The following is a 23,245-nucleotide window of genomic DNA, read 5'->3' as shown; positions in this document are numbered from 1 at the left end:
GGAGGAGCTATGAATATATCGTATATACCAGAACGTATTGAGCAACTCACTATAATGAATGTACCTGAATACTATAAAATTAATGATAATCATGCGTTTATTGTCCGTTCGAAAGCAGAAACCGATTTTTGGCTTAAAACACATTATGGTTTTGAAGTAATGAATGGTCATGTATTTTATAATGAGATGATGACAGACTTTCAAGCTGAAGTTCAGTTACGTATGAATCCAAATTCAAAATTCGATCAAGCAGGTCTTTTTGTTATGATTTCGGAGAACTGTTGGCTAAAAACATCTTTAGAATATATCCCTGAAGGGCCATCTCACTTAGGTGCTGTCGTAACGAATAATGGATATTCTGATTGGTCAACGCAAGATTATCCAACAGAAGCAGCTAAGCAACAACTTCGTTTTCGAATTATTCGAAAACGCGGTGATTATACAATATATGTGAAAAAGAGCCATCAATGGGAACAAATAAGAATCGCTCATTTAATGGAGGATATAGGGAGTGAGCCTATTAAAATAGGTTTTTACACGTGTAGTCCTTCTAAAAATAATGGATTTGAGACTGAGTTTTTAAATTTTACAATTGAAGAATTATAGATGAAAAACCGTATTCTTTTCATTAAGAATGCGGTTTTTGTATTTACATAATATAAAGCATATGTATTGACCAGAAAGTCATTAATACTTATCATTTAATAATGTTAAATATTAATTTGCATAATATAATAAAAGTAATGAAGAAATTACAAAAAATATCGCTTAAATAAGGAGGGATATGAATTATTCAGTGGTAATTTCATGGGAAAAGGAGATTATGTATGAAATCATTTCGTAAGTTATTACAGTATTTAAAACCATACATGTTCTTCGCTATTATTGGACCGCTATTTATGGTACTTGAGGTTGCGATGGACTTAATTCAACCGACTATTATGCAACATATCATTGATGTTGGGATTGCAAATCGGGATTTAAATTATGTAATAAAAATGGGGCTTCTTATGATAGGAGCAGCAGCACTCGGTTTAGTTGGAGGGCTTGGGTGTATGATGTATTCTACAAAAGCAGCTGTTAATTTCGCTACTGACATACGAAAAGATGTGTTTGCGAAAATAGAAACATTTTCTAGTAATAATCGTGATTCATTTGGAACAGGTAAATTATTAACGATCGTGACGAATGATATCACTTCCATTCAATCAGCAATGACAATGACATTACGTGTTCTCGTTCGTGGTCCACTGTTATTTATGGGAAGTATAATTATTGTTTTTGTAACAGCAAGAGAGTTATTTCCAATATTACTTGTAGTTGTTCCGATTTTATTACTTGCGATTATTTTAATTGCAAGTAAAGCAAGTGGTACATTTAAAAAGGTGCAAGAGGCATTGGACAAAGTGAATACAAAGTTACAAGAAAATTTATCTGGTGTACGTGTTATAAAAGCGTATGTAAGACAAAAATACGAAATCGCCCAATTTGGAAATGTAAATACAAATTTAACGAAGATAAATATTCGAGCTGTGCAACTTATTTCTTTAATGATGCCAATCATTATGCTAGTTGTAAGTGGCGGGATTGTCGCAACATTATGGATTGGTGGAGAAAAAGTATTCAATGGAACGCTTCAAGTAGGAGCGATTTTGGCATTTATTAATTACTTGAATATCATTTTAATGTCACTTATGTCGATTAGCATGGTATTTATTCAAATTGCGCGAGCTTTTCCATCTGCGGATCGTGTACAGCAAGTGTTAAATACCGAGGTTGATATTATAAGCGCAGCTAATGCAATCGAACCTGAGAAAATCGAGGGGAATATCGAATTTAAAAATGTTAGTTATAGCTATACGAAAAATAATGAATACGTTTTAAAGGATATTTCGTTTAGCATACAAAAAGGTGAAAAAGTAGGGATTATTGGATCAACTGGAAGTGGTAAATCTACCTTAGCGAAACTGTTACCACGTCTATATGATGTGGATCAAGGTGAAATATGTATAGATGGAATAGATGTTAAAACATATGATTTGCAAAAACTCCGTGCTTCAATAGGGTTTGTACCTCAGAAGGCTTTGTTGTTCTCAGGTAGTATAGAAGAGAATTTACGTTATGGTAAAGAAAATGCAACACATGATGAGCTGGAAGTAGCAGCTGCATCAGCTTGTGCGACTGAGTTTATCAATAAGCTGGAAGAATCTTATCGATATAATTTAACACAAGGTGCGACAAATCTATCAGGTGGACAAAAACAACGTGTATCAATTGCAAGGGCACTTGTGAGAAAACCACCGATTCTCATATTAGATGATTCTACATCAGCAGTTGATGCAAAATCAGAGGCTACTATTCAAACAGCTTTAAAAACAAAATATAAAGGCACAACGACATTATTAATCGCGTCCAAAATTTCTTCCATAATGGATGCGGATAAAATACTTGTATTAGATAATGGTGAATTAGTTGGCAATGGTACACATGAACAATTGTTAGAACGAAGTGAGGTTTATCAGGAAATTTATCTTTCCCAAGGTGGTAATTTGCATAAAGAAGGTGGGGAAGAACATGCGTAATTTTCAAGGGCAATTTGCTAATAAAGGTGGACGAAACACACCGAAGATGGGAAAAGCTAAAAATGCCCAAGGAACTGTAATGCGGATATGGAACTATATGGGCTATCAAAAAGCTGCTCTAATGTTTGTTATATTTCTAGTCGTTGTTACTACTTTACTTGGATTATTAGGTCCCTATTTTATGGGAGTCATTATAGATCAATATATTGTACCGAAAGATTTAAGTGGTACAGCAAGAATGTGTATGTTACTTATCGCGATTTACGGTGTAACTGTACTTTTAACATGGTTACAAACATTTGTCATGATTAACGTTGCATTAAAAACAATTCAAAAAATACGACAAGATATTTTTGAGAAAATCCAAACGCTTTCTTTACGGTTCTTTGATGTGCGTTCTCAAGGTGATTTAATGAGCCGTGTGACAAATGATATAGATAATTTGAACCAAGCTTTGACACAAAGTGTTGTACAAATTATTTCATCAGCGCTAACTTTTATAGGTGTAACGATTGCGATGTTCGCCTTAAATTGGATTTTAGCAATTGTAACTTTAATTACAGTACCTATTATGTTTTACGTTACAAAAAAACTAGTTGCATATAGTGGTAAAAACTTTGCGAAGCGTCAAAAAGATTTAGGTGAATTAAATGGATTTATTGAGGAAGCAATTACAGGTGCGGATGTTACGACGTTGTATGGAAAAGAAAAAGAAACTGTACAAAATTTCAATAAAATTAATGAACAGCTAAGAGTTTCAGCTACGAAGGCTGATACATTTTCAGCTTTTATTTTTCCAAGTATGAACTTTATTAATAACTTAGGTATGGGGCTTGTCATTGGGACTGGATCAGTTATGGTCTTAAACGGAATGACAACAGTAGGTGTTATTGCGGCTTTTATTAATTATTCTCGTCAATTCTCAAGACCGTTAAGTCAATTTGCGACTTTAATGAATACAATTCAAGCGGCAGTTGCTGGTGGAGAACGTGTTTTTGAGATTATGGATGAGGTACCAGAAATTCAAAATAAAAAAGACGCATTTGTTGTACAAAATTTACAAGGGCATGTTGCACTTGAGAATGTTTCATTTGGCTATGCAGAGAATAAAACGATTTTAAAAGAAGTGAGTCTTAAAGCGCAGCCAGGAGAGACAATTGCTTTAGTTGGTCCGACTGGATCAGGGAAAACAACAATCATTAATTTGTTAACTCGCTTTTACGATATACAGCAAGGACAAATTCATATTGATGGAAAAGATATAAAAGATTATGATATTAATTCTTTACGAAGTAAAATAGGAGTAGTTTTACAGGATACGTATTTATTTGCGGGTTCGATTATGGATAATATCCGTTATGGACGCTTAGATGCTACTGATGAAGAAGTCATCACTGCAGCCAAGGCAGCATCTGCACATTCTTTTATTAAGCATTTGCCAAATCAATATGAAACAGAAATTGCTTCAGAAGGATCGAATTTAAGTCAAGGACAAAAACAACTTCTTGCGATTGCACGAGCAATTTTAGCAGATGCAGATATATTAATCCTCGATGAAGCGACATCTAATATTGACACAAGAACAGAATTACAAATACAAGCAGGGCTAAATAATTTAATGAGAGGTCGCACAAGTTTTGTGATCGCTCACCGACTTAAAACAATTGAAAAAGCAGATCAAATCCTTGTTATAAAGGATGGAAGAATTTTAGAAAGAGGGGATCATGAGTCTCTCATGGAAGATAAAGGGTTTTATTTTGATCTGTATACGAGTCAGTTTAAAATATAGTAAAAACATTGATATGTTGCGGTTTCTCTTGAGAGGAGAAACCGCATTTTTTATATTTGTAAATATTACTATTCAAATGGTTTTTCACTACATATTTTAACAGCATCCTCCTGCATTCCAGGCAAAACATGTGAATAGCGATTTAATGTTATGAACATATCTTTATAACTGAATTGTTCACTTACAGTCTTTAGATGTGTACCTTGTTTCAAAAGTAGCGTAGCATGTGTATAACGTAAATCATAAAATCGAACCTTAAAAATCGGAATTTAAATAAAAAGAGCGCTGTTAAAAGCGCTCTGAGACAAACTATATATTTAGAGAGGAATCAAGATAATATATGGATATTGTTTGAGAATGTTGTAGGTTTTAATTAAAAATAAAGCACACATATAAGTGTGCTTTTATGAACGCTTTAGATTTGTATGACTATATAGTCAACATACAATAAAATATGCTTGTTTGATATAAATGTGTGTCAAATCTATAAAAATATATTTTAGTGTGTATAAGGAACATTAAATGTTAGTTAGCCAAGTCTTTTGTTTTTATCCCGCATTAACGGGCAACCCAATTGGTGAGGGCTAATAATCATGGGGGGATGAACTAAACCCCAATGATTAAAGTTTCACCTTATTAACGAATTTGTGCAACTGTTAACGCTGCAGAACGAATATCTACTGTACCTATTACTTCAACGGGGACAATTTGAATTAAATCACCTGGGTTTAAGTTAATTAGAATGACGCCACTTGATACATCGACTTCACCAGTTCCAATAATATTAGAACGGACTGCGGTTCCGGATCCTGCAATAACATTAGTCGATGAATTTAATGTCAAGAAAAAGCGTGCTGCTTCTGGGGCTACTGGAACGTTATCAAGACTAATCGTTAATGTATAGCTAATTTGATAAATACCAGCTACTTGAATTTTAATACCAGTTCCAGTACTAATTGTATCATTGATTACAGGGACAGTAATGTTAGGATTTGGGCCTGTACTAGGTAATAGTAGTGGTGTAAATAATGTTGCAAATTGAGGTGAAGTAGCATTGAAGGCAAAACCTAGGGCAGGTAGTGTACTAGGTGCTTGTGCTTCACAATTAAAATTAGCGAATTTACGAATGGATGAGCGCATATTTTCACTCCTTTCTTGTATTTAGATTTCGTGAGTATTAACTTCACATTTTGGACAAGCATAATACAATATATGAAAATTTATAGTAGATAGTGCACAAGCGTTACTATTACGGATAAAGCTATGAATAATAATAAATACAATATGGAAAAAGCAGTTAGCTAATTTAGCTAACTGCTTAGTCGATTCTCCAAGAGCAAATAGACGAAAAATTATTGCGCTATATAAAAGATCACTATAGATAAGTGCTCTTTTTGAGAGTGAGTATAAATTTCTATCATTCTATCTAGTATTTGCACTGTATTATGTAGTTGCTACTAAAATTGATGTGAATTTTTAAAATTAGAGGTTTCTTTTAATGAAACCTCTAAAAAGACAACTAAAGTTACGTTATAGTAAATTCAATTGCGATAGGAGTGCCTCCATCTAGGACTGCTCCTCCTACAATAGTAGCAGCTGTAGTAGTCACACCAGTAATAGTATCACCTGTTTGAATAACACCATTAATATAAAGTGTTAAAAAGGCATAAGAAGCAGGGAATGTTGTTACAGCACCAGTGTCATCAGTGAAGTCTGTGTTAGCAAAAGTTAAATCTGCTCCAGCAGCAGTTCCTGTTGCTGCTGTACTTACAAATCGTCTTCCAGCTATAAAAGGTTTAACGATAGGCATTTATGTTCACCCCTTTTTGAAAATTAACTCGGACAAGTGTTTTGAAAGTTTTGTCCTGTATCGTATAATATGCTGTGCTTCTACTAAGAGATACGGCTTGTATACTAGTAAATAAGTATAATTATTATGCGTTTTATAAGTTAGGTTCTTATAAGTAATTAGTAATTAAGTGGTTAAGGTTGGATTTTGTATATGGTATGTTTATGTAAAAAAAAGAGAGCTCTTTTAGAAAGAGCTCTTAATCAAATTATTATCTTAGTGTTGGAGGGAGACTGGCGGCCTCAGTGACAGATGGTAAAAATAATTTCCGTGGTATTGTAATAAATTCAAGCGCAATTTGCTTTGGATAAAAAAGTATTTGAGTTAAATCTAGAGCATGTATTAATAGTATCATGAAGCTTGTAAGAATGATAAAACTACCCCAAAAGAAACTTTTTGAAGTGTTGCGAAAATCTTTTATTAAAGAAAAGAATGAAAAAAATGTGGTAACAATGAGAATGAAAAATTTATACTTATCAGCCATTGTAATCCTCCTAAAGAACAGTAATTTATATTATACCGTATTTTTCAATATTATTATAAAAAGATTTTAAAGTGAATAATAAAAAAAAATAAAGCCATAACTTAAAACATTAGTTTAGGTTCTATTGTTTGAATTCTTTGTTTTAGAAGGTATATAATCTGAATTTGAAAATTTTCCAAATGAATTACCATTTTTTATTTCTGATCCAACATCAAGTGCTTAATGAAATGGTATGAAAGATTATAGGCTAGTGATACGAGATTAAATAAGAGGAATTTGCGTACAGCAAGAGTTCTAGCTCAGATTTCTACTAGAGAAAAGTATTTAGTTGGAGTTGGTATGTTAATAAAAAACGGATAGATGTCGAAACTAAATATTCATGACATTAAGGACAAAGATCAGGAAATATAATTTGGTATTCTGGGAATAACCGGAGATCCGTAGTTAAGGTTGCATAGTATTTGTATTTTTTTTCTAATTTTTCAATTGTTGTTAAGTGATGAGAACCTAATCCACGTCGTACACTATGTTGAGAAAGAGTCGGCCCAATTTGTAATTTTCGTTTTTTCATTGGATCGTTCCATGGACTGTAAAAAAATTTAAAAATAAAAGCAGGTTCCATGTAAATGCTATAAGGATAATGCGAGCCATGTCTCCCGACTCTATAGTTGCCGTGCGAATTATTGTGAATTAATCTACCGTTAAGATATAGTTGATTTGGATTAGGTTGAATTATTATGCCGTGATAACGTTGTTTAACAAGCGGAGAGCTATATCTTGGATTAGTGTAGCCATAAGTCGGTTCATCAATCATCATAATCATTCTTATTGAAAACATATTGCCGCCCATAGTGCTAAGTGATTTAAAAAATTGTTCTTTATTATAACAGCACAGGAATTCTGTCGTATTCAATACCATTTTCCATCCTGTAATTTCTCTTTCAATTTCCATAACTTCTTGATCAACTAAATAAGCATCAAATTCGAGTGATTTTGAGTTTCGTATTTCCCAATTAGGAGCGAATGTTTTACAGATTTCAACTGAACGATCAGTGGATCCACGATTAATAAGAATGCCATGATCAAATAGCTTTGTATGGTGCATTAACCACCATGGAAGTAAATATTCTTCATTGTAAAAATGAGAAATTAAAGTAGTCTTAATCAAAATCACCTCCGTATTTAACCTGCTTCTTATTTAATATGATATGGAAGGAAACCTATTGTTAGAAGGTTTCCTCTTAAAAGTTTTAAACCACATAGGGTATGTGGATGGATTAGTATATAAAGTAGTCTGATTTTTATTTTTTGAATATAAAAAAAAGACACTCAATTGAGTGTCAATATAGTATTGCTCTCGCGTATAGGATTGGAGATGTTCCTCAAATACATATTGAGATGGTCTGTAAAGAAGAAACAATCTTCATCTTTAATGTAACATCGACATGGGTGAAGTGTAAATTGATAATATATATACGGAAAATTTAGTATAGATGTTTTCTACTATGGATATAGTAAAATTTATTTTTATTACTTAATCACTATCGTAATATTTATCAATTGAGTATTTAGATTGTTTATTATAAAAAGAATGAATCATTTTTTAATCAATTCGTATAATTGTAAGAGAGGCACCTGTTGATCCGCCTCCAACTAAATTCACGACGGATAATATACCAAATAATTGTAGTGAGATTGTATTACCAGCATTTAAATCAGTAATTAAGTTATTACTATAATTTGAAGTAGATAAAGTGGGAGAAAAAATAGAGCCAGGAATTGGCGTAGAAGCGTTTAATAGTAGTCTAGTTCCAGCAAGTAGAGCGGTTGTTGTATTAACTTGATAGGTTAAATGATATCTTCCAGTTACAGGAATTGTAAATACGTCATTTGAAGCGTTAACTGTAAAATTACCGAGACTTTGGTTATTTGCAAGTGGAATGTTTGTTCCTCCTAATACGACTGAAACAGAACCACCTGATGTATTATTAGCGAACATAGAGTTTGTTGTAACGATTGAACCAGTACTCCCGGTAGGTCCAGTACTTCCGGTAGGTCCAGTACTTCCGGTAGGCCCAGTACTTCCGGTAGGCCCAGTACTCCCGGTAGGTCCAGTACTTCCGGTAGGCCCAGTACTTCCGGTAGGCCCAGTACTCCCGGTAGATCCAGTACTTCCGGTAGGCCCCGTAAGCCTGTAAGGGAAAATAATGTCAAGAGCCATTGACATTAGTTCCTTTTTTCTAATTTCATTATTATCTTGAATATAAATCACCTCATCTTTTTAAATAAGAATGTTATAGATTTACTACTTTTTAAATAGAATGATCAATTTATTATATTAATAATAGTGGCTATAGCAACGGTAAAATGTTTAATACATGTAATAATTATTATGAGAAGAAAAGAGAATAGTTATAAAGTTATTCTTTAATGATAAGGTCTAAATGATATGTATGAGTTAAAAAACATGTGGAATGAGGTATTAACTTGAAACGCAATGACAAATTATCATTGAATAAGGGGATGATAGGACCAGAAAATATTGGACCTACATTTCCGATTCTTCCACCAATTTATATTCCAACCGGAGCAACAGGACCAACTGGAATAACGGGACCGACCGGAGCGACAGGGATAACAGGAGCAACCGGAATAACGGGACCGCCCGGAATAACGGGAGCAACCGGAGTAACCGGGCTAACCGGAATAACGGGAGCAACCGGAGAAACAGGACCGACTGGAATAACAGGCCCGACTGGAATAACGGGGCCGACCGGAATAACAGGCCCAACCGGAGCAACAGGCCCGACTGGAATAACGGGGCCGACTGGAATAACAGGCCCAACCGGAGAAACAGGCCCGACCGGAGAAACAGGCCCGACTGGAATAACGGGGCCGACCGGAATAACAGGCCCAACCGGAGAAACAGGCCCGACCGGAGCAACAGGCCCAACCGGAATAACAGGCCCAACCGGAGAAACGGGACCGACCGGAGCAACAGGCCCGACTGGAATAACGGGGCCGACCGGAGAAACGGGGCCGACCGGAATAACAGGCCCAACCGGAGAAACAGGCCCGACCGGAGCAACAGGCCCAACCGGAATAACAGGCCCAACCGGAGAAACGGGGCCGACCGGAGAAACAGGCCCGACTGGAATAACGGGGCCGACCGGAGAAACGGGGCCGACCGGAATAACAGGCCCAACCGGAGCAACAGGCCCGACCGGAGCAACAGGCCCTACTGGGGGTATTGGTCCTATCACAACAACCAATTTGTTATATTATACTTTTGCAGATGGAGAGAAACTTATATATACAGATGCCGATGGGATACCTCAATATGGTACAACGAATATATTATCGCCTAGTGAAGTTTCATATATTAATTTATTTATTAATGGAATAATGCAACCACAGCCATTATATGAGGTGAGTACTGGTAAATTAACTTTATTGGATACTCAACCTCCATCGCAAGGATCTTCAATTATATTACAATTTATCATTATTAATTAAAAGGACAGATCCTTAATGAAAAGGAATCTGTCTTTTTTTGTTTTATATTTAAATAGTTAAAATTAAGTGAAGGTACATTCAATTTCTAGCTGTCATAAATGGTTGAATGATAGGAATTTTAACTTCAATCCTTTTCACAGTGTAATGGAATAAAATATAAAATGAATTTTTCAATATATTATATGAGAGTTCTCTATAATATAAACGGCTTCATGTTTAAAAAGAGAACACAATCTTAGTAAAGAAATAATGTATATTTATATAAAAAAATAGCACTGTTAATTGTTGAGTATATTCAAATTAATATGTGTATTTAAACCTAAGAGATAAACGTGGAAAAATAAAATAAACCCGTAAGTTTAGGTATTTAATCTAAGCAGTCAATTATTAAAAACATATAATTAATATGTGAGTCATGAACATAATTAAATAGCGTTTGTAAGTTTAATTATATTTCATGTTTCCTATTTTAAGTCAATATATAACATATTTTTTTACAACTTTATGATCCTTATAATAGGAAAAACTCAAATATAAAACAAGTAAGGAGGACATAAATGACAAACAATAATTGTTTTGGTCATAACCACTGCAATAATCCGATTGTTTTCACTCCAGATTGCTGTAACAATCCACAAACAGTTCCGATTACTAGTGAGCAATTAGGTAGATTAATTACTTTACTAAACTCTTTAATAGCGGCTATTGCAGCGTTTTTTGCAAATCCAAGTGATGCAAACAGATTAGCTTTACTCAATTTGTTTACTCAACTATTGAACTTACTAAATGAATTAGCACCTTCCCCAGAAGGGAATTTCTTAAAACAATTAATTCAAAGTATTATTAATTTACTACAATCTCCTAACCCAAATCTAAGTCAATTACTTTCTTTATTACAACAATTCTACAGTGCTCTTGCACCATTCTTCTTCTCTTTAATTATTGACCCTGCAAGTTTACAACTTTTATTAAACTTATTAACTCAATTAATTGGTGCTACTCCAGGAGGCGGAGCAACAGGTCCAACAGGTCCAACAGGTCCAGGAGGCGGAGCAACAGGTCCAACAGGTCCAACAGGTCCAGGAGGCGGAGCGACAGGTCCAACAGGCCCAACAGGAGCGACAGGTCCAGCAGGTACTGGTGGAGCAACAGGTTTAACAGGAGCAACAGGTTTAACAGGAGCAACAGGTTTAACAGGAGCAACAGGCTTAACAGGAGCGACAGGCCCAACGGGAGCAACAGGTTTAACAGGAGCAACAGGTTTAACAGGAGCAACAGGCTTAACAGGAGCGACAGGTCCAACAGGAGCAACAGGTCCAACAGGAGCAACAGGTTTAACAGGAGCAACAGGCTTAACAGGAGCAACTGGTGCAGCTGGTGGCGGAGCTATTATTCCATTTGCTTCAGGTACAACACCATCTGCGTTAGTTAACGCGTTAGTAGCTAATACAGGAACTCTTCTTGGATTTGGATTTAGTCAGCCTGGTGTAGCATTAACAGGTGGAACTAGTATCACATTAGCATTAGGTGTAGGTGATTATGCATTTGTAGCACCACGTGCAGGAACTATCACGTCATTAGCAGGTTTCTTTAGTGCAACAGCTGCATTAGCTCCAATATCACCTGTTCAAGTGCAAATACAAATATTAACTGCACCTGCAGCAAGCAATACGTTTACAGTACAAGGCGCACCTCTTTTATTAACACCAGCATTTGCCGCAATAGCGATTGGTTCTACAGCATCAGGTATCATAGCTGAAGCTATTCCAGTAGCTGCTGGAGATAAAATACTACTGTATGTTTCATTAACAGCAGCAAGTCCAATAGCTGCAGTTGCTGGATTTGTAAGTGCAGGTATTAATATCGTTTAATTTGTTACAATGTTTAGTAGGAAATTAAACAGGGGTTTGTATATAGTCCTTCCTAATAAATTTAGGAAGGACTATATTTTTTGGGGAAATAAGTAATAAATCAATTGAACAATTACTCTTTGTTAAGTTCGTATAAAAAAGTATAATTTACCCTTTCTCATTTTAGTAATAAGTTATGTAACTTTAAAAATTTCCGGTCAGTAAAAAAAGATGAATTCTTTTAAAAAAGAATTCATCCATAAAATAAACTATTTATTTTTATTACAGTTACATCCTTTTTTCTTTACATAGCCTTGCTCGGCTAATTCTCTTTGCGATTGGGAATTGGAAGATTGGGAATTGGAAGATTGAGAGGATGCTGAAGAGCTACTATTTTTATTATAAGAGTAGTTTTTTCGATAGTTATAATTACTCATAGTACTATCACCTCCAATTTAATATATAAATATTATATGTATGTACACTATCAATTGTTACTATTTTTAATAGGAAGAGAAGATACAATAAAAAAATCTCCTCGGTATTTTCCTAGGAGATAAATGATGATTCTTTTGAAAATTTACAAATTAATAGCCCCAGTAAAGAGGAAAGTAATAAGAATCTTGGTGATACAGATTATGTTGTTGAGCGAGGGGCTGGGTTGGATAATTTTTCATTTCACGGTTTTGATTGCAGTTTGCCGGAGGACCAATTACAGTAGTTGATTGAATAGGGGAAACCGCTTGTTTCCATTGTTGTTCATTGAGGCAGTAAGTATGGGCCATCATATGAGCTGGAGTTAACCTTAAAATGTCAGAACCGAAAATAACTTCTGGAGTTGGAGCATTGAAAATAGCTAATAAATGAGTATTATCTGCTGTAGCAATTTCGTAATGCCACCACGCTTGTGGAATGTTGGCAACTTGCCCGGGTTTTATCGGTAAGTTTAATATTTGATTCGTAAATGGATTAAGTAAAGAAACAACAGCAGACCCTGAAATACAATAAACAAGTTCAGCTGCATTTTGATGAATATGTGGTTCTACAACATTTCCTGTACTTAAATAAATATCTAATAAAGAAGTATTTTCTAAAGTATTTAATTGTTTAATACCAAGTACATTTATATAATTTTGGGCATCTTTCCGAAAAAAATTACTTTTATTTACATCATAAGTAAAATTGGTTGTGGGGGAGGTATAGTCGATGTTGGCAGTCAATTGTATTATCCGCCTTTCTATAGGTAAGTTAGGTTACAAAATTAGGATATGTGTCTAGTCTTTGTTTTGTGCTGTTGTTGGTAGCTTAATAAATTCACTTATTCCATAAAGAATAAGGTGTTAAGACCAAACTATATTCGTATTCCCATTCATACTTTGGATTGATGGAAAAAAGTAATGAAAATGTTAATTTAAAATTACATCAATTATTTATAAGGAGTGAATGTTCATGTCATTTAGTGAAATGATTAGAAATGAAGTACTCAGCTGGGCAGGTGTTTCTGAAAAACCGCATCGATTTGGTGGTATTGAAATAAATTATGGCAAGAAAGAACTTGGCCATCTTCATGGTGATAAATTAGCTGATTTACCATTTCCGAAGTTAAAGCGAGATGAATTAGTGAAGCAAGGCTTGGTAAAACCACATCACGTATTACCTGAATCAGGATGGATCAGTTATTATTTAAAGAGTGAAGAGGATATTCCATTTGCAATTGAGTTATTTCGTATGCAATATGACCGAATTAAAAAGTAATGAAATAAAGTAGGATAATAAAAATTTATTTTTATGTCACATCCCTCCTTATCGTTCGTCTTGTATGTAGAACGATAAGGAGGGATTTTATTATGAATACATTTGATATAGCAATTGTTGGCGGTGGGCTTGCTGGATTAACAGCATCTATATATTTAGCGAAAGCTGGAAGGAAAGTGATTGTATTAGAAAAGTCCAGTCAATTCGGTGGCCGAGGGATGACTATAAATAAAAATGGAATCTGCATGAATCTTGGTGCACATGCTTTATATAGAGGTGGGGCAGCGTTTATAACTTTTAATGAGCTCGGTATGAATCTTCCAGGTGGAATACCATCTACAAAAGCACATGGAATATGGAAAGGGGATATATTCACCATCCCAACAGATTTTCGCTCAATTTTATCAACACCACTACTTTCTTGGTCTGCAAAAGTACAATTCTCACGTCTTATGATTCGTTTAGGAAATTTAGATGTAGGAGAAGTTCCGAAAATGAGTCTAACTACATGGGTAGAAAATGAAATAAAAGATCCAATGGTTCGCAATATATTTTATGCGCTATGCCGGACAACAACATATACGTTTGCTCCTACAATACAATTAGCATCATCTGTACTAAAACAAATACAGCTTTCTATAAAAGAGGGAGTGCTTTATGTAGATGGTGGTTGGGAGACGATAATAACAAAATTAAGAGCTATAGCGAATGATATCGGGGTACAGTTTTTGGCTAAAAAGCATGTTGTGGAAATTGAGCATTCCGAAGGTAAACAAAGAATACATTGTGTTGATGATGAGGTTTTTGAAGTAGGCGCAGTCATCGTGACGACTCCGCCGAAAGAAGCTTGTAAAATAATAAAAGGTGCAGAAGGAACAAGTTTGCATAGATGGAGTGAACAATCGGTATCGGTTACTGTTGCTGCATTAGATATTGGCTTGAGACAATTACCCAATCCTACACATCAATTTGTATTAGGATTAGATCAACCTATATTTTTCACAAATCAATCGAGAGCAGCTAAATTAAGTGAAGATGGATCAATTGTAGTGAGTCTAATTAAGTACTATAATCCTGTACTTGAGATGAATCATATTCGTGATGATAAAGAACAGTTGGAAAGTACGATGGAGTTGTTACATCCAAATTGGAAAAGAGAAGTTGTTGCACAGCAATATTTACCGAAAATAATAGTAGTACATGATTTTCCTCATATTGACCGTGTTGAAAAACCGGGCCCTAATATACCTGAAATGCCAGGTGTTTATGTTGCAGGAGATTGGGCAGGGCATGATGAAATATTAGCTGATGCTGCGGTAGCAAGCGGGAAACGTGCAGCGTTACACATTTTAAAGCAATATGAAAGTGAGGCAGTTCATCATGGAAACGGAGCAGTTATATGAAGCGTATCAACCATTATTATTTTCGTTAGCATACAGAATCCTTGGGAGTGTTATGGATGCTGAGGATATCGTTCAGGATGTATTTATCTCGCTAAATAATATAGAAAATCCTCAATCTATAGAAAATATGAAAGCATATTTATGTAAGATGGCGACAAATCGTTCAATTGATAAATTACGATCGGCAGCGCATAAACGTAACGTGTATGTAGGGATGTGGTTGCCAGATCCAATTGTAGAAGAGAGTGATGAGCCATCAAAGTCATTTATAATGAAAGAATCCCTTTCCACCGCATATTTATTACTTTTACAACAATTATCTGAGGTAGAAAGGATTGTTTTCATATTAAGAGAAGTTTTCAGTTATGAATACGAAGAAATAGCTTCAATTGTTGATAAGAGTAGTGTAAACTGCAGGAAGATCTTTCAACGTGCTCGAAAAAGCATGTTGGAGAAACCGAAGCAATCAAAATTAAGCACGGAGAAAATGGCTTCTTATGTTGAAAAGTTTGTATCATCATTACAGTGTGGGGATGCGGAAGGTATGTTAGAAGTATTAAAAACAGATGCTATACTCAAAGCTGATGGTGGTGGTAAAGTTACGACTGCGATTAACCCGATTTATTCTGCGGATCGAATTATACGTTTGTTCTTTGGGATTGCACAACGATTGACAGAAGCGTACACTGTTGATTTCAAAATGGTCAATGGTATACCAGGAGTTATAGTTACAATAAATAATAAAGTAACTTATGTTCTTTCGTTTGTATTTGAGGATGAGAAAATTTCAAATATTTATATGATGGTTAACCCTGAAAAACTTATGCATTTAAATGTAAAAATATAAAAAAGCGCATTTCTTCAGAAATGCGTTTTTTATTATTTTTCTAACATTTCAAGAGGTACATCTTTTTCGCCAGCTACCTCAAATTTAATTTCCCCGTCTTCTTCATAAATACGTGTAATAATCGGTATAGTAATCATTAATTTTTTATGCTGCTTTCGTTTTCTAGCAGCATCTAAGCTAATCACGTTCATTTGTAAGCATCCTTTCTTCTGGAAATATATAGACAAAGAAAATGCGTCCGAAAAGGGCGCTTAATTGAATTTGAAATACCGATTCATTTAAATGGGGTTTATATAATTTAATAACTGCAATTTTAATATGAAATAATATAAATGGAATAATTGCACGTAGAAATTAACTTTACCAAAAAACGAAACAATATGCTATAAAAAAATTCAAATCTTTGTCATATAACAGGAAAAAGGTTTTTGTTTCGCATATAATGAAAGTAGACGGGCAGCAAGAGCTTTTTCATCATATTGCTTTGGAAAGGCGATGAAAAAAATGGATACGTTAGATTCATTATTATTTCAACTTGAACAATATGGAGAAGAGCATGATCGAAATAAAAAAACAAGGGAAGAAAAATTACGGAATATTACTCGTGAGATGGGGCAATTTTTATCAATTTTAGTAAAAGGGTGTAGCGCAAAAAACATTTTAGAAATGGGAACTTCTAATGGTTATTCTACATTGTGGTTAGCTAATGCGGTAGAAGAAACAAATGGAAATGTAACAACTGTAGAGCTTTCTTCAGAACGAGTTGGAGAGGCACTTGTCAATTTTGAAAAGGCAAACCTTTTACAAAGGATTGATGTTCATAATCAAGAAGCAGGGGCATTTTTAGATGCGCAATTAGATCATTCATTTGATTTTATTTTCCTAGATTCAGAGCGTACGCAATACATGTGGTGGCTTGAGCATATAAAACGCATTTTACAACCAAAGGGTTTTCTTGTTGTTGATAACGCAACCTCTCATGCAAATGAATTAGCCGAGTTTAAAAAAATGATAGAAGAAGATGAAATGTTTGAAACGGTGTTATTGGCATTTCAAAATGGAGCATTCGTAGCGCGCAAGAAGAAATAGGAGTGAGCGCAATATAATTATCACATTGAAAAAGGGTGTATGTCAAAAGATTGAGTACAGAAGGATAGAAGAACATAATTTATATACGTAACATACGAAGAATCCGCCTTCAGCATGTCGTTCTCTAGGTCTTAAGTCTGAGGAAAATTATGTTGATTACAGGTATACTTATAGTAAGAAACAGGGAATGACTGCATAAACAGGCATTTCTAAAAAAAATCGATTTCAAGCAGTCAGAATGTATATGAAATACGATATAATTGATGAAATATAGTGCATATAAATTCGCACATATAAATAAAGGAGCGATTTTGTTGACTGAACTCGAGAAAAAAGAACCTGTATCCATTGTGAAAGATAATAATGTAGAAGTAGTAGTTGATACAGTTATAAAAGATGAAGAATTAGAGGAACTAAATAAAGAAGCTGATCTTTATGTACAAAAGTTAAATAGCGAGCAAAATACAGATTTATCAAAAGTATTGTCTCAGCTAGGAGATTTAGGGGATAAAGAGCAACAGGCAGCAGGACAAACGTTATCAGCTTTAAAACGCCCTGTAACAGCGATGATGAATGGGAAAAATGAAGAAATTCCAAATACATTGTTAGAATTACGAAAAGTGGTATCAGAGCTTGATCCCAATTCACTTAAAGCAAGTGGTATGAAGAAAATAATGTTTAAAGTATTCAAGAAAAATCCACTTGAAACATACGTGCATAAATACCAATCTATAGATAAACAAATCGAGGAAATCATTAGATCCCTTCTAATTGGCCGTGATAACTTACAAGAGGATACAGTGGGTCTTGAAATGTTAAAAGAACAATCGCACGATAAAATTCATGCGCTTGATAAACAAGTATACTTAGGGAAAAAGCTTGCTGGCATGCTTGAAGCTGAGAAACAAAACCCAGAGCGTCAAAGAGATATTCCATTAATTAACGATGCGTTAGAAAAGATACTTGTACGTACACGTAATATGCAGCAAGCGAAAAGTGTATTATTACAATCTATAGCTTCTGTAGACATCATTAAGAAAAATAACGAAAAGTTAACAGAAGCAATACGTAATGCAATTACGATGACGCAAAACGTTGTAACAGTTTCAGCTGCTATTCAGCTAGCATTAACGAATCAACGGAAAACAATTGATGCTGTAAATGCGACGAATGAAGCAATTGAATCGATGGTATTAAGTAATTCTCAAGCGTTAAAACAAAATACAGAAGAAACGACGAAATTGCTTGAAAACCCTGCTATTAGCATGGATAAATTACGTGAATCATTTCAAAATGTGTTCGCTGCAATTGAAGCATCTGAAAAATCGTCAGAACGTATTATCGAGTCAAGTAAGAAGTTCGTTATTGAACTAGACACATTTAATGATGAGATGAAGCAGAAACTCATTCAGCGTCCAAGGAAATAACGGATTATTAGAGGAGGTGAACAAATGAGTTTCATTCAAACAGTACTATTACTACTCGGTACATTGCTTTTAATAGCATTTACTGTCGTTGTTTTAGTCGTATATTTCGGACGGAAGCTGTATTTTTCATGGACGAAGCCATATAAAAGAGCGCAAGATTCTTTAGATAAGTTATCAAACAAATCCATACCGTTTCTACAAGAATTTACACAACATCCACTGTTTTATCGCTGGATTCGCACTGAAGGAAAGAAAGAACAAAATACATTAAATACTCTATTTTGTGCATCAGGTCAACGTACGAGAGAACAAGTCTTCTCGATGTTACCGAAAGAAAAGCAGAAAAAAGTGCATGTAATGGCAAAAACTACGAAAAAGCTTACGAATGAAGATATTGATGTAGCTGCGATGAAAGTGAAAGATTTCTTAAGACAAGAAACACAGCAAACTGTAAAACCGACAGACTTATCATTTTACAAATTGTATTTTTATGACCGTTATCCAGACGCATTAAATACAATTCAAGCGTATAAACGCTCAATAAATCCTTCATTACAAAGAACGGTTGATGATATTACAATTTCAGTATTGAATGCACTTCCGTACTATCAAGAGCAACGCATGTTTGAACAACAACATAAACTTGAAACGTTCTTAATGAAAGATTTAACGGCCATGTTATCGTTGGTAGTACAATTACCACCTTCACAAAGACCAGAGAAGGAAGAAGAACTGAAAATCTACTTGGAAAATTTCCAAAAAGAAATGGAAGTAGTAGAGCGAGATATTCGCGACTCAATTGATCACGATTTAAATGTGAAGATGAGAGCAGCGACTGAGAAGTTTAAGAATAAATAACAAAAAGCGCCTTAAAAGCTAAGTATCACAGCTTTAGGGCGCTTTTTGTTATGAGATTTTATTTTGCACTAACGGTAGTATGACTAGAAGCCACACTTTCATTATGCAATCGATCAACTGCAGTTACGACATACGTATACGTTTCTCCAGAAATAACGGTTTTATCTACATAAATTTCTCCAAGTTTTGTTTTTCTTACAGTAGTAAGTAAATTTTTCGGATTTTGTATATCCACTTCATTTTTCCCATTCGCGCGGTAAATAGCGTAATAAGCAGAATCATTATCTCTATTGTCAATGATGCCAATTGCAATACCTTCATTTCTTGGAATGGCACCTTTTAAAGTCGGTTGTTTTGGTGGATCATGATCAATCCAAGGCATAGGCGGGATTAATGCAGGATGTTTATATATGTCTTTTGAGAGTCTATCTTTAACTCCAAGTGGATTGTTATTAATATCTTTTAAGCTAAAATGCATACTACCTTTTATTTCAGGATATAGCCGGTTTAATGCAATTTGTCTTGGATATTCTTCTGGATCAGACCAAGCAGGGACGGAGTTATTATTAATTTTATAGGCCGCTTGACCGATGTATAGGTGAATCGGTTTGTTATTTGTTTCTTTAACCCACCAATCTACTAATATGTCATATGCAGCTGGGGTGAAACCTATATTCCAATATATTTGCGGTGTAATGTAGTCAATATATCCTTTTTGTATCCACTCACGTGTGTCAGCATAAAGGTCATCATAGTTTCTTTGGCCTGCGGTTGTGTTAGAGCCAGTCGGATCGTCAGCTATATTTCTCCATACGCCGAACGGACTAATGCCAAACTTTACATATGATTTTTCTTGTTTTATAGCAGTATTTAAATCTTTTACAAGTTCATTTACATTGTTACGTCGCCAATCTTCTATATTTGTAAATCTACCGTTATTATATGTTTTGTACGTTTTCTGATCTGAAAATTCTTCACCGGCTACTTTATATGGATAAAAATAATCATCCATATGCAGCGCATCAATATCGTAATTTTGCACGATTTCTAAAGCACCTTCTGTTATAAATTTTTTCACTTCTGGAATACCGGGATTGTAATATAACTTTCCGCCATAAGGGACAACCCAATTGGGATGTTGCCTTGCAGGGTGATTATTTGATAATCGATTTATATCGGTGTGATTCATCGTTATTCGGTATGGGTTAATCCAAGCGTGGAATTCTATATTTCTTTTATGAGTTTCTTCAATCATAAATGCAAGCGGGTCATAACCAGGATCTTTTCCTTGTGTTCCTGTAATGTATTCAGACCAAGGACCGTAATTTGAAGGATAGAAAGCATCAGCGGTTGGTTTAATTTGTACAACAACTGCATTCATACCAGTGCTTTTTACATCGTCTAATAATCTTATAAATTCTTGTTTCTGTTTTTCAATGGGTAAGCCAGTTTTTGAGGGCCAATCAATATTCAGAACAGATGCAATCCATACAGCACGTAATTCATGTTTTTTGTATGCAGTATTTACTTCAGCATAAGTAGAGTGAGGGGGAATGAAAGAGAAAGGGATGAACAAGATGACGATACAACATATCATTAATAAACGTTTAACGATCATTTATACGCCTCCCTATCATATGATTATTTAAAATAATATAGGAGGCGAGGTTGACTTTGCAATAGAGAAAATTGCATATTGAAACATTAATTTAATAGGAAAAATATTTTTAATGAAATTTACTTTCATTATAACTAAATTCATTTACTACTTCATATGCTTGTTAGTAAAGTGAAACTTCCTTTCATTTGAAGGGTAATAAATTATAAGTATAGGAGGATTAATAAATGAAAGTTTTGTTCGTCTGTTCTGGAGGAATGTCCAGTGCAATTGTTGTAAACGCTTTAAAAAAAGAAGCGGAGAAAAATGGTGTGAACATGGAAGTGCATGCAATTGGAACGAATGAGGTAGAGGAAGAAGTAAAGAATGGCTGGGATGTCGTAATGGTGGCACCTCAAATAAGACACCGATTTGACTCTGTAAAAAAATTTGCAGAGGAGGAATCTATTCCGTGTGGCATCATTCCACCGCAAGCATACACGCCACTTGGAGGCCCGACTTTATTAAAAACTGTAAATGAATTAATTAGTTAGGAGGAAGCGTTATGAATAAGTTTGTCACGTTTCTTGATAAAAACTTATCTGGCCCGATGGCAAGGCTTTCTGAGCAGAGGCATCTACAAGCAATCCGTGATGGAGTTATTTCGGCGTTACCATTTATTATAGTAGGAAGCTTTTTTTTAATAGTAGCATTTCCACCACTGCCGAAAGATAGTTTCATATCGGTTTGGGCATTAAAGAATCAAACAAGTATATTGATACCATATCGTTTAACTATGTTTATTATGTCCTTATATATAGCATTTGGAATAGGATATAATTTAGCGAAAAGTTATAAATTAGATGCTTTATCAGGAGCACAGCTTGCGGTATGTTCACTACTTTTAACATTAACGCCTGAGTTAATTGATAAAAAAGGATTCATGCTTCCGATGACAAATCTTGGAGGTCATGGATTATTTGTGACGATGATCGTCTCTATTTTATCAGTTGAGATTTTAAGGTTTTGTAAGAAGAATAACGTAACGATAAAAATGCCAGAACAAGTACCACCGTCAGTATCACGTTCATTTGAAGCACTTATACCTGCAGCATTCGTTATTATTATGATGAGTCTTATTACAGTCGTTTTTAAAGTTGATTTACATTACGTTGTAGATAAACTAGCCGCACCGTTAGTAAAAGCTGGTGATAGTTACTTTGGCGTTATTATACCTGTATTTTTAATTACGTTTTTCTGGTCTTTCGGGATACACGGAGTATCAGTTGTAGGTACTGTGGCAAGGCCACTTTGGGATGTGTATTTAGGAAAGAACGGTGAAGCTGTAGCAAGTGGAGCGAGTCATTTTCCGTTTATTGCACCAGAACCGTTTTATCAATGGTTTATTTGGATTGGTGGTTCGGGTGCAACGTTAGGGCTTGTGTTAGCTATGATTATATTTGGTCGATCAAAATATTCAAAAGCATTATCGAGAACATGTATTGTCCCTGGGATTTTTAATATAAATGAACCGGTTATATTCGGTTTGCCGATTGTATTAAATCCAATTTTAATTATTCCTTTCGTCATTACCCCGTTAGTAACAGCTACTATAGCGTATGCTGCAACCGCAATGGGATTTGTAACACCAACGCATATTATGCCGCCATGGACATTACCTGCTCCAATTGGTGCATATTTAGCAACAGGTGGAGATTGGCGTGCGATTGTATTAGTTTTTATAAATATAACAATATCGTTCCTTATTTATTTACCATTCTTTAAAATGTACGACAAAAATATGCTTGAAATCGAAAAGAATGGTGACGGAGAGTCAGTTAATCCTTAATCTACATGCTGTTATTTTGAGTGATAGACTTTTTGTCTATCACTTCTTTCACATTAAAACTAGAAAGGGGGAAATAGAATGAATATAAAATTTAGTTATAAAGGTGTGTTTTTATTACTATTTGGAGTGATTTGTGCAAATTTACTTTTTGTCCCTTTATTAGGCATGCTAAATTTATCACAAATGCATAGTATTTGGCTCGTTACAAGTATTGCGGCAAGCGTTTTGCTTACGGTAGTTGTTTCTTTCATTGATGGATCGTTTGCATCGAAAGCTCAGTTGTTTTTTAGATTTATATTGTTTTCGATTGGTTGTACGTTCGTTACTTACATGCTTGTTTTTTAGTAAAT

At 34.7% G+C, this 23,245-nt stretch carries 22 protein-coding genes; 14 read left to right on the top strand and 8 right to left on the bottom strand.

Features of this window, described 5'->3' with window-relative positions; genetic code table 11:
• Positions 1 to 9: 9 nt before the first annotated feature.
• The 3 genes from AU379_RS12025 to AU379_RS12015 all read left to right on the top strand — a co-directional run bounded on the left by AU379_RS12025 (position 10) and on the right by AU379_RS12015 (position 4,371).
• Complete coding sequence (locus tag AU379_RS12025; protein WP_001027681.1) at positions 10 to 606, top strand: DUF1349 domain-containing protein; 597 nt, start codon at positions 10 to 12, stop codon at positions 604 to 606.
• A gap of 221 nt (positions 607 to 827) precedes the next feature.
• Positions 828 to 2,582, top strand: coding sequence for an ABC transporter ATP-binding protein (locus AU379_RS12020; RefSeq protein ID WP_000834788.1), 1,755 nt, complete (start codon positions 828 to 830; stop codon positions 2,580 to 2,582).
• Positions 2,575 to 4,371, top strand: coding sequence for an ABC transporter ATP-binding protein (locus tag AU379_RS12015; protein ID WP_001243555.1), 1,797 nt, complete (start codon positions 2,575 to 2,577; stop codon positions 4,369 to 4,371). The genes AU379_RS12020 and AU379_RS12015 overlap by 8 nt, the downstream gene beginning before the upstream one ends.
• A 636-nt stretch (positions 4,372 to 5,007) precedes the next feature.
• On the opposite strand, the gene exsF is transcribed toward AU379_RS12015, so the two are convergent.
• From exsF to AU379_RS11990, 5 genes are all read right to left on the bottom strand, one after another.
• On the bottom strand, positions 5,008 to 5,511 hold the full coding sequence (gene exsF, locus AU379_RS12010; protein WP_001257877.1) for an exosporium protein ExsF: 504 nt from the start codon (positions 5,509 to 5,511) through the stop codon (positions 5,008 to 5,010).
• A 385-nt stretch (positions 5,512 to 5,896) separates the two neighbouring features.
• Complete coding sequence (locus AU379_RS12005; protein ID WP_001123247.1) at positions 5,897 to 6,181, bottom strand: DUF4183 domain-containing protein; 285 nt, start codon at positions 6,179 to 6,181, stop codon at positions 5,897 to 5,899.
• Between the two features lie 250 nt (positions 6,182 to 6,431).
• On the bottom strand, positions 6,432 to 6,704 hold the full coding sequence (locus AU379_RS12000; RefSeq protein WP_000774119.1) for a hypothetical protein: 273 nt from the start codon (positions 6,702 to 6,704) through the stop codon (positions 6,432 to 6,434).
• Between the two features lie 385 nt (positions 6,705 to 7,089).
• On the bottom strand, positions 7,090 to 7,872 hold the full coding sequence (locus tag AU379_RS11995) for a glycosyltransferase family 2 protein (RefSeq protein WP_000598287.1): 783 nt from the start codon (positions 7,870 to 7,872) through the stop codon (positions 7,090 to 7,092).
• Between the two features lie 435 nt (positions 7,873 to 8,307).
• Entirely contained in the window at positions 8,308 to 8,976 is a 669-nt protein-coding gene (locus AU379_RS11990; protein WP_061139303.1) for a BclA protein, read from the bottom strand.
• A gap of 215 nt (positions 8,977 to 9,191) precedes the next feature.
• On the opposite strand from AU379_RS11990, the gene AU379_RS11985 reads away from it, so the two are divergent.
• A complete protein-coding gene (locus tag AU379_RS11985; protein WP_061139302.1) occupies positions 9,192 to 10,220 on the top strand; it encodes a DUF4183 domain-containing protein in 1,029 nt (342 codons plus the stop codon).
• A gap of 557 nt (positions 10,221 to 10,777) precedes the next feature.
• Positions 10,778 to 12,091 carry an exosporium glycoprotein BclB-related protein gene (locus tag AU379_RS11980; RefSeq protein WP_061139301.1) on the top strand — a complete coding sequence of 438 codons (1,314 nt, stop codon included), beginning with the start codon at positions 10,778 to 10,780 and terminating at the stop codon, positions 12,089 to 12,091.
• Between the two features lie 566 nt (positions 12,092 to 12,657).
• Here AU379_RS11980 and AU379_RS11975 read toward each other — a convergent pair.
• Positions 12,658 to 13,290 carry a cupin domain-containing protein gene (locus AU379_RS11975; protein ID WP_000126333.1) on the bottom strand — a complete coding sequence of 211 codons (633 nt, stop codon included), beginning with the start codon at positions 13,288 to 13,290 and terminating at the stop codon, positions 12,658 to 12,660.
• A 229-nt stretch (positions 13,291 to 13,519) separates the two neighbouring features.
• Here AU379_RS11975 and AU379_RS11970 point away from each other — a divergent pair, with 229 nt between their 5' ends.
• The 3 genes from AU379_RS11970 (at position 13,520) to AU379_RS11960 (ending at position 16,075) form a co-directional block, all read left to right on the top strand.
• Complete coding sequence (locus AU379_RS11970) at positions 13,520 to 13,825, top strand: luciferase family protein (RefSeq protein ID WP_000010319.1); 306 nt, start codon at positions 13,520 to 13,522, stop codon at positions 13,823 to 13,825.
• A gap of 92 nt (positions 13,826 to 13,917) precedes the next feature.
• Positions 13,918 to 15,228, top strand: a complete 1,311-nt coding sequence (locus tag AU379_RS11965; RefSeq protein WP_061139300.1) for an FAD-dependent oxidoreductase — start codon at positions 13,918 to 13,920, stop codon at positions 15,226 to 15,228.
• The gene (locus tag AU379_RS11960; protein ID WP_061139299.1) at positions 15,206 to 16,075 is read left to right on the top strand and encodes a sigma-70 family RNA polymerase sigma factor; all 870 of its coding nucleotides are present in this window, start codon (positions 15,206 to 15,208) and stop codon (positions 16,073 to 16,075) included. The genes AU379_RS11965 and AU379_RS11960 overlap by 23 nt, the downstream gene beginning before the upstream one ends.
• 32 nt (positions 16,076 to 16,107) lie before the next feature.
• Here the strand turns inward: AU379_RS11960 and AU379_RS30575 are convergent, their stop codons facing one another.
• Positions 16,108 to 16,266: a hypothetical protein gene (locus tag AU379_RS30575; RefSeq protein ID WP_001100984.1), complete on the bottom strand. Its 159-nt coding sequence runs from the start codon at positions 16,264 to 16,266 to the stop codon at positions 16,108 to 16,110.
• Between the two features lie 304 nt (positions 16,267 to 16,570).
• Here AU379_RS30575 and AU379_RS11950 point away from each other — a divergent pair, with 304 nt between their 5' ends.
• The 3 genes from AU379_RS11950 (at position 16,571) to AU379_RS11940 (ending at position 19,449) form a co-directional block, all read left to right on the top strand.
• On the top strand, positions 16,571 to 17,164 hold the full coding sequence (locus tag AU379_RS11950) for a class I SAM-dependent methyltransferase (protein WP_061139298.1): 594 nt from the start codon (positions 16,571 to 16,573) through the stop codon (positions 17,162 to 17,164).
• A gap of 314 nt (positions 17,165 to 17,478) precedes the next feature.
• Entirely contained in the window at positions 17,479 to 18,591 is a 1,113-nt protein-coding gene (locus AU379_RS11945; protein WP_000137407.1) for a toxic anion resistance protein, read from the top strand.
• A gap of 24 nt (positions 18,592 to 18,615) precedes the next feature.
• Positions 18,616 to 19,449: a DUF3974 domain-containing protein gene (locus tag AU379_RS11940; RefSeq protein ID WP_000008378.1), complete on the top strand. Its 834-nt coding sequence runs from the start codon at positions 18,616 to 18,618 to the stop codon at positions 19,447 to 19,449.
• A gap of 58 nt (positions 19,450 to 19,507) precedes the next feature.
• Here AU379_RS11940 and AU379_RS11935 read toward each other — a convergent pair whose 3' ends face one another.
• Complete coding sequence (locus AU379_RS11935; RefSeq protein ID WP_061139297.1) at positions 19,508 to 21,067, bottom strand: family 10 glycosylhydrolase; 1,560 nt, start codon at positions 21,065 to 21,067, stop codon at positions 19,508 to 19,510.
• A 227-nt stretch (positions 21,068 to 21,294) separates the two neighbouring features.
• Here AU379_RS11935 and AU379_RS11930 point away from each other — a divergent pair, with 227 nt between their 5' ends.
• From AU379_RS11930 to AU379_RS11920, 3 genes are all read left to right on the top strand, one after another.
• Positions 21,295 to 21,600 carry a PTS sugar transporter subunit IIB gene (locus tag AU379_RS11930; protein WP_000865907.1) on the top strand — a complete coding sequence of 102 codons (306 nt, stop codon included), beginning with the start codon at positions 21,295 to 21,297 and terminating at the stop codon, positions 21,598 to 21,600.
• 11 nt (positions 21,601 to 21,611) lie between these two features.
• Positions 21,612 to 22,895: a PTS sugar transporter subunit IIC gene (locus AU379_RS11925; RefSeq protein WP_001032294.1), complete on the top strand. Its 1,284-nt coding sequence runs from the start codon at positions 21,612 to 21,614 to the stop codon at positions 22,893 to 22,895.
• Between the two features lie 78 nt (positions 22,896 to 22,973).
• Positions 22,974 to 23,240, top strand: a complete 267-nt coding sequence (locus tag AU379_RS11920; protein ID WP_001021965.1) for a hypothetical protein — start codon at positions 22,974 to 22,976, stop codon at positions 23,238 to 23,240.
• Positions 23,241 to 23,245 lie beyond the last annotated feature (5 nt).

It is taken from the genome of Bacillus sp. JH7 (genome assembly GCF_001563515.1).
GTDB lineage: Bacteria > Bacillota > Bacilli > Bacillales > Bacillaceae_G > Bacillus_A > Bacillus_A cereus.
The sequence above is the reverse complement of the archived record's forward strand: the minus strand, read 5'-3'. Positions and strand labels throughout refer to the sequence as shown.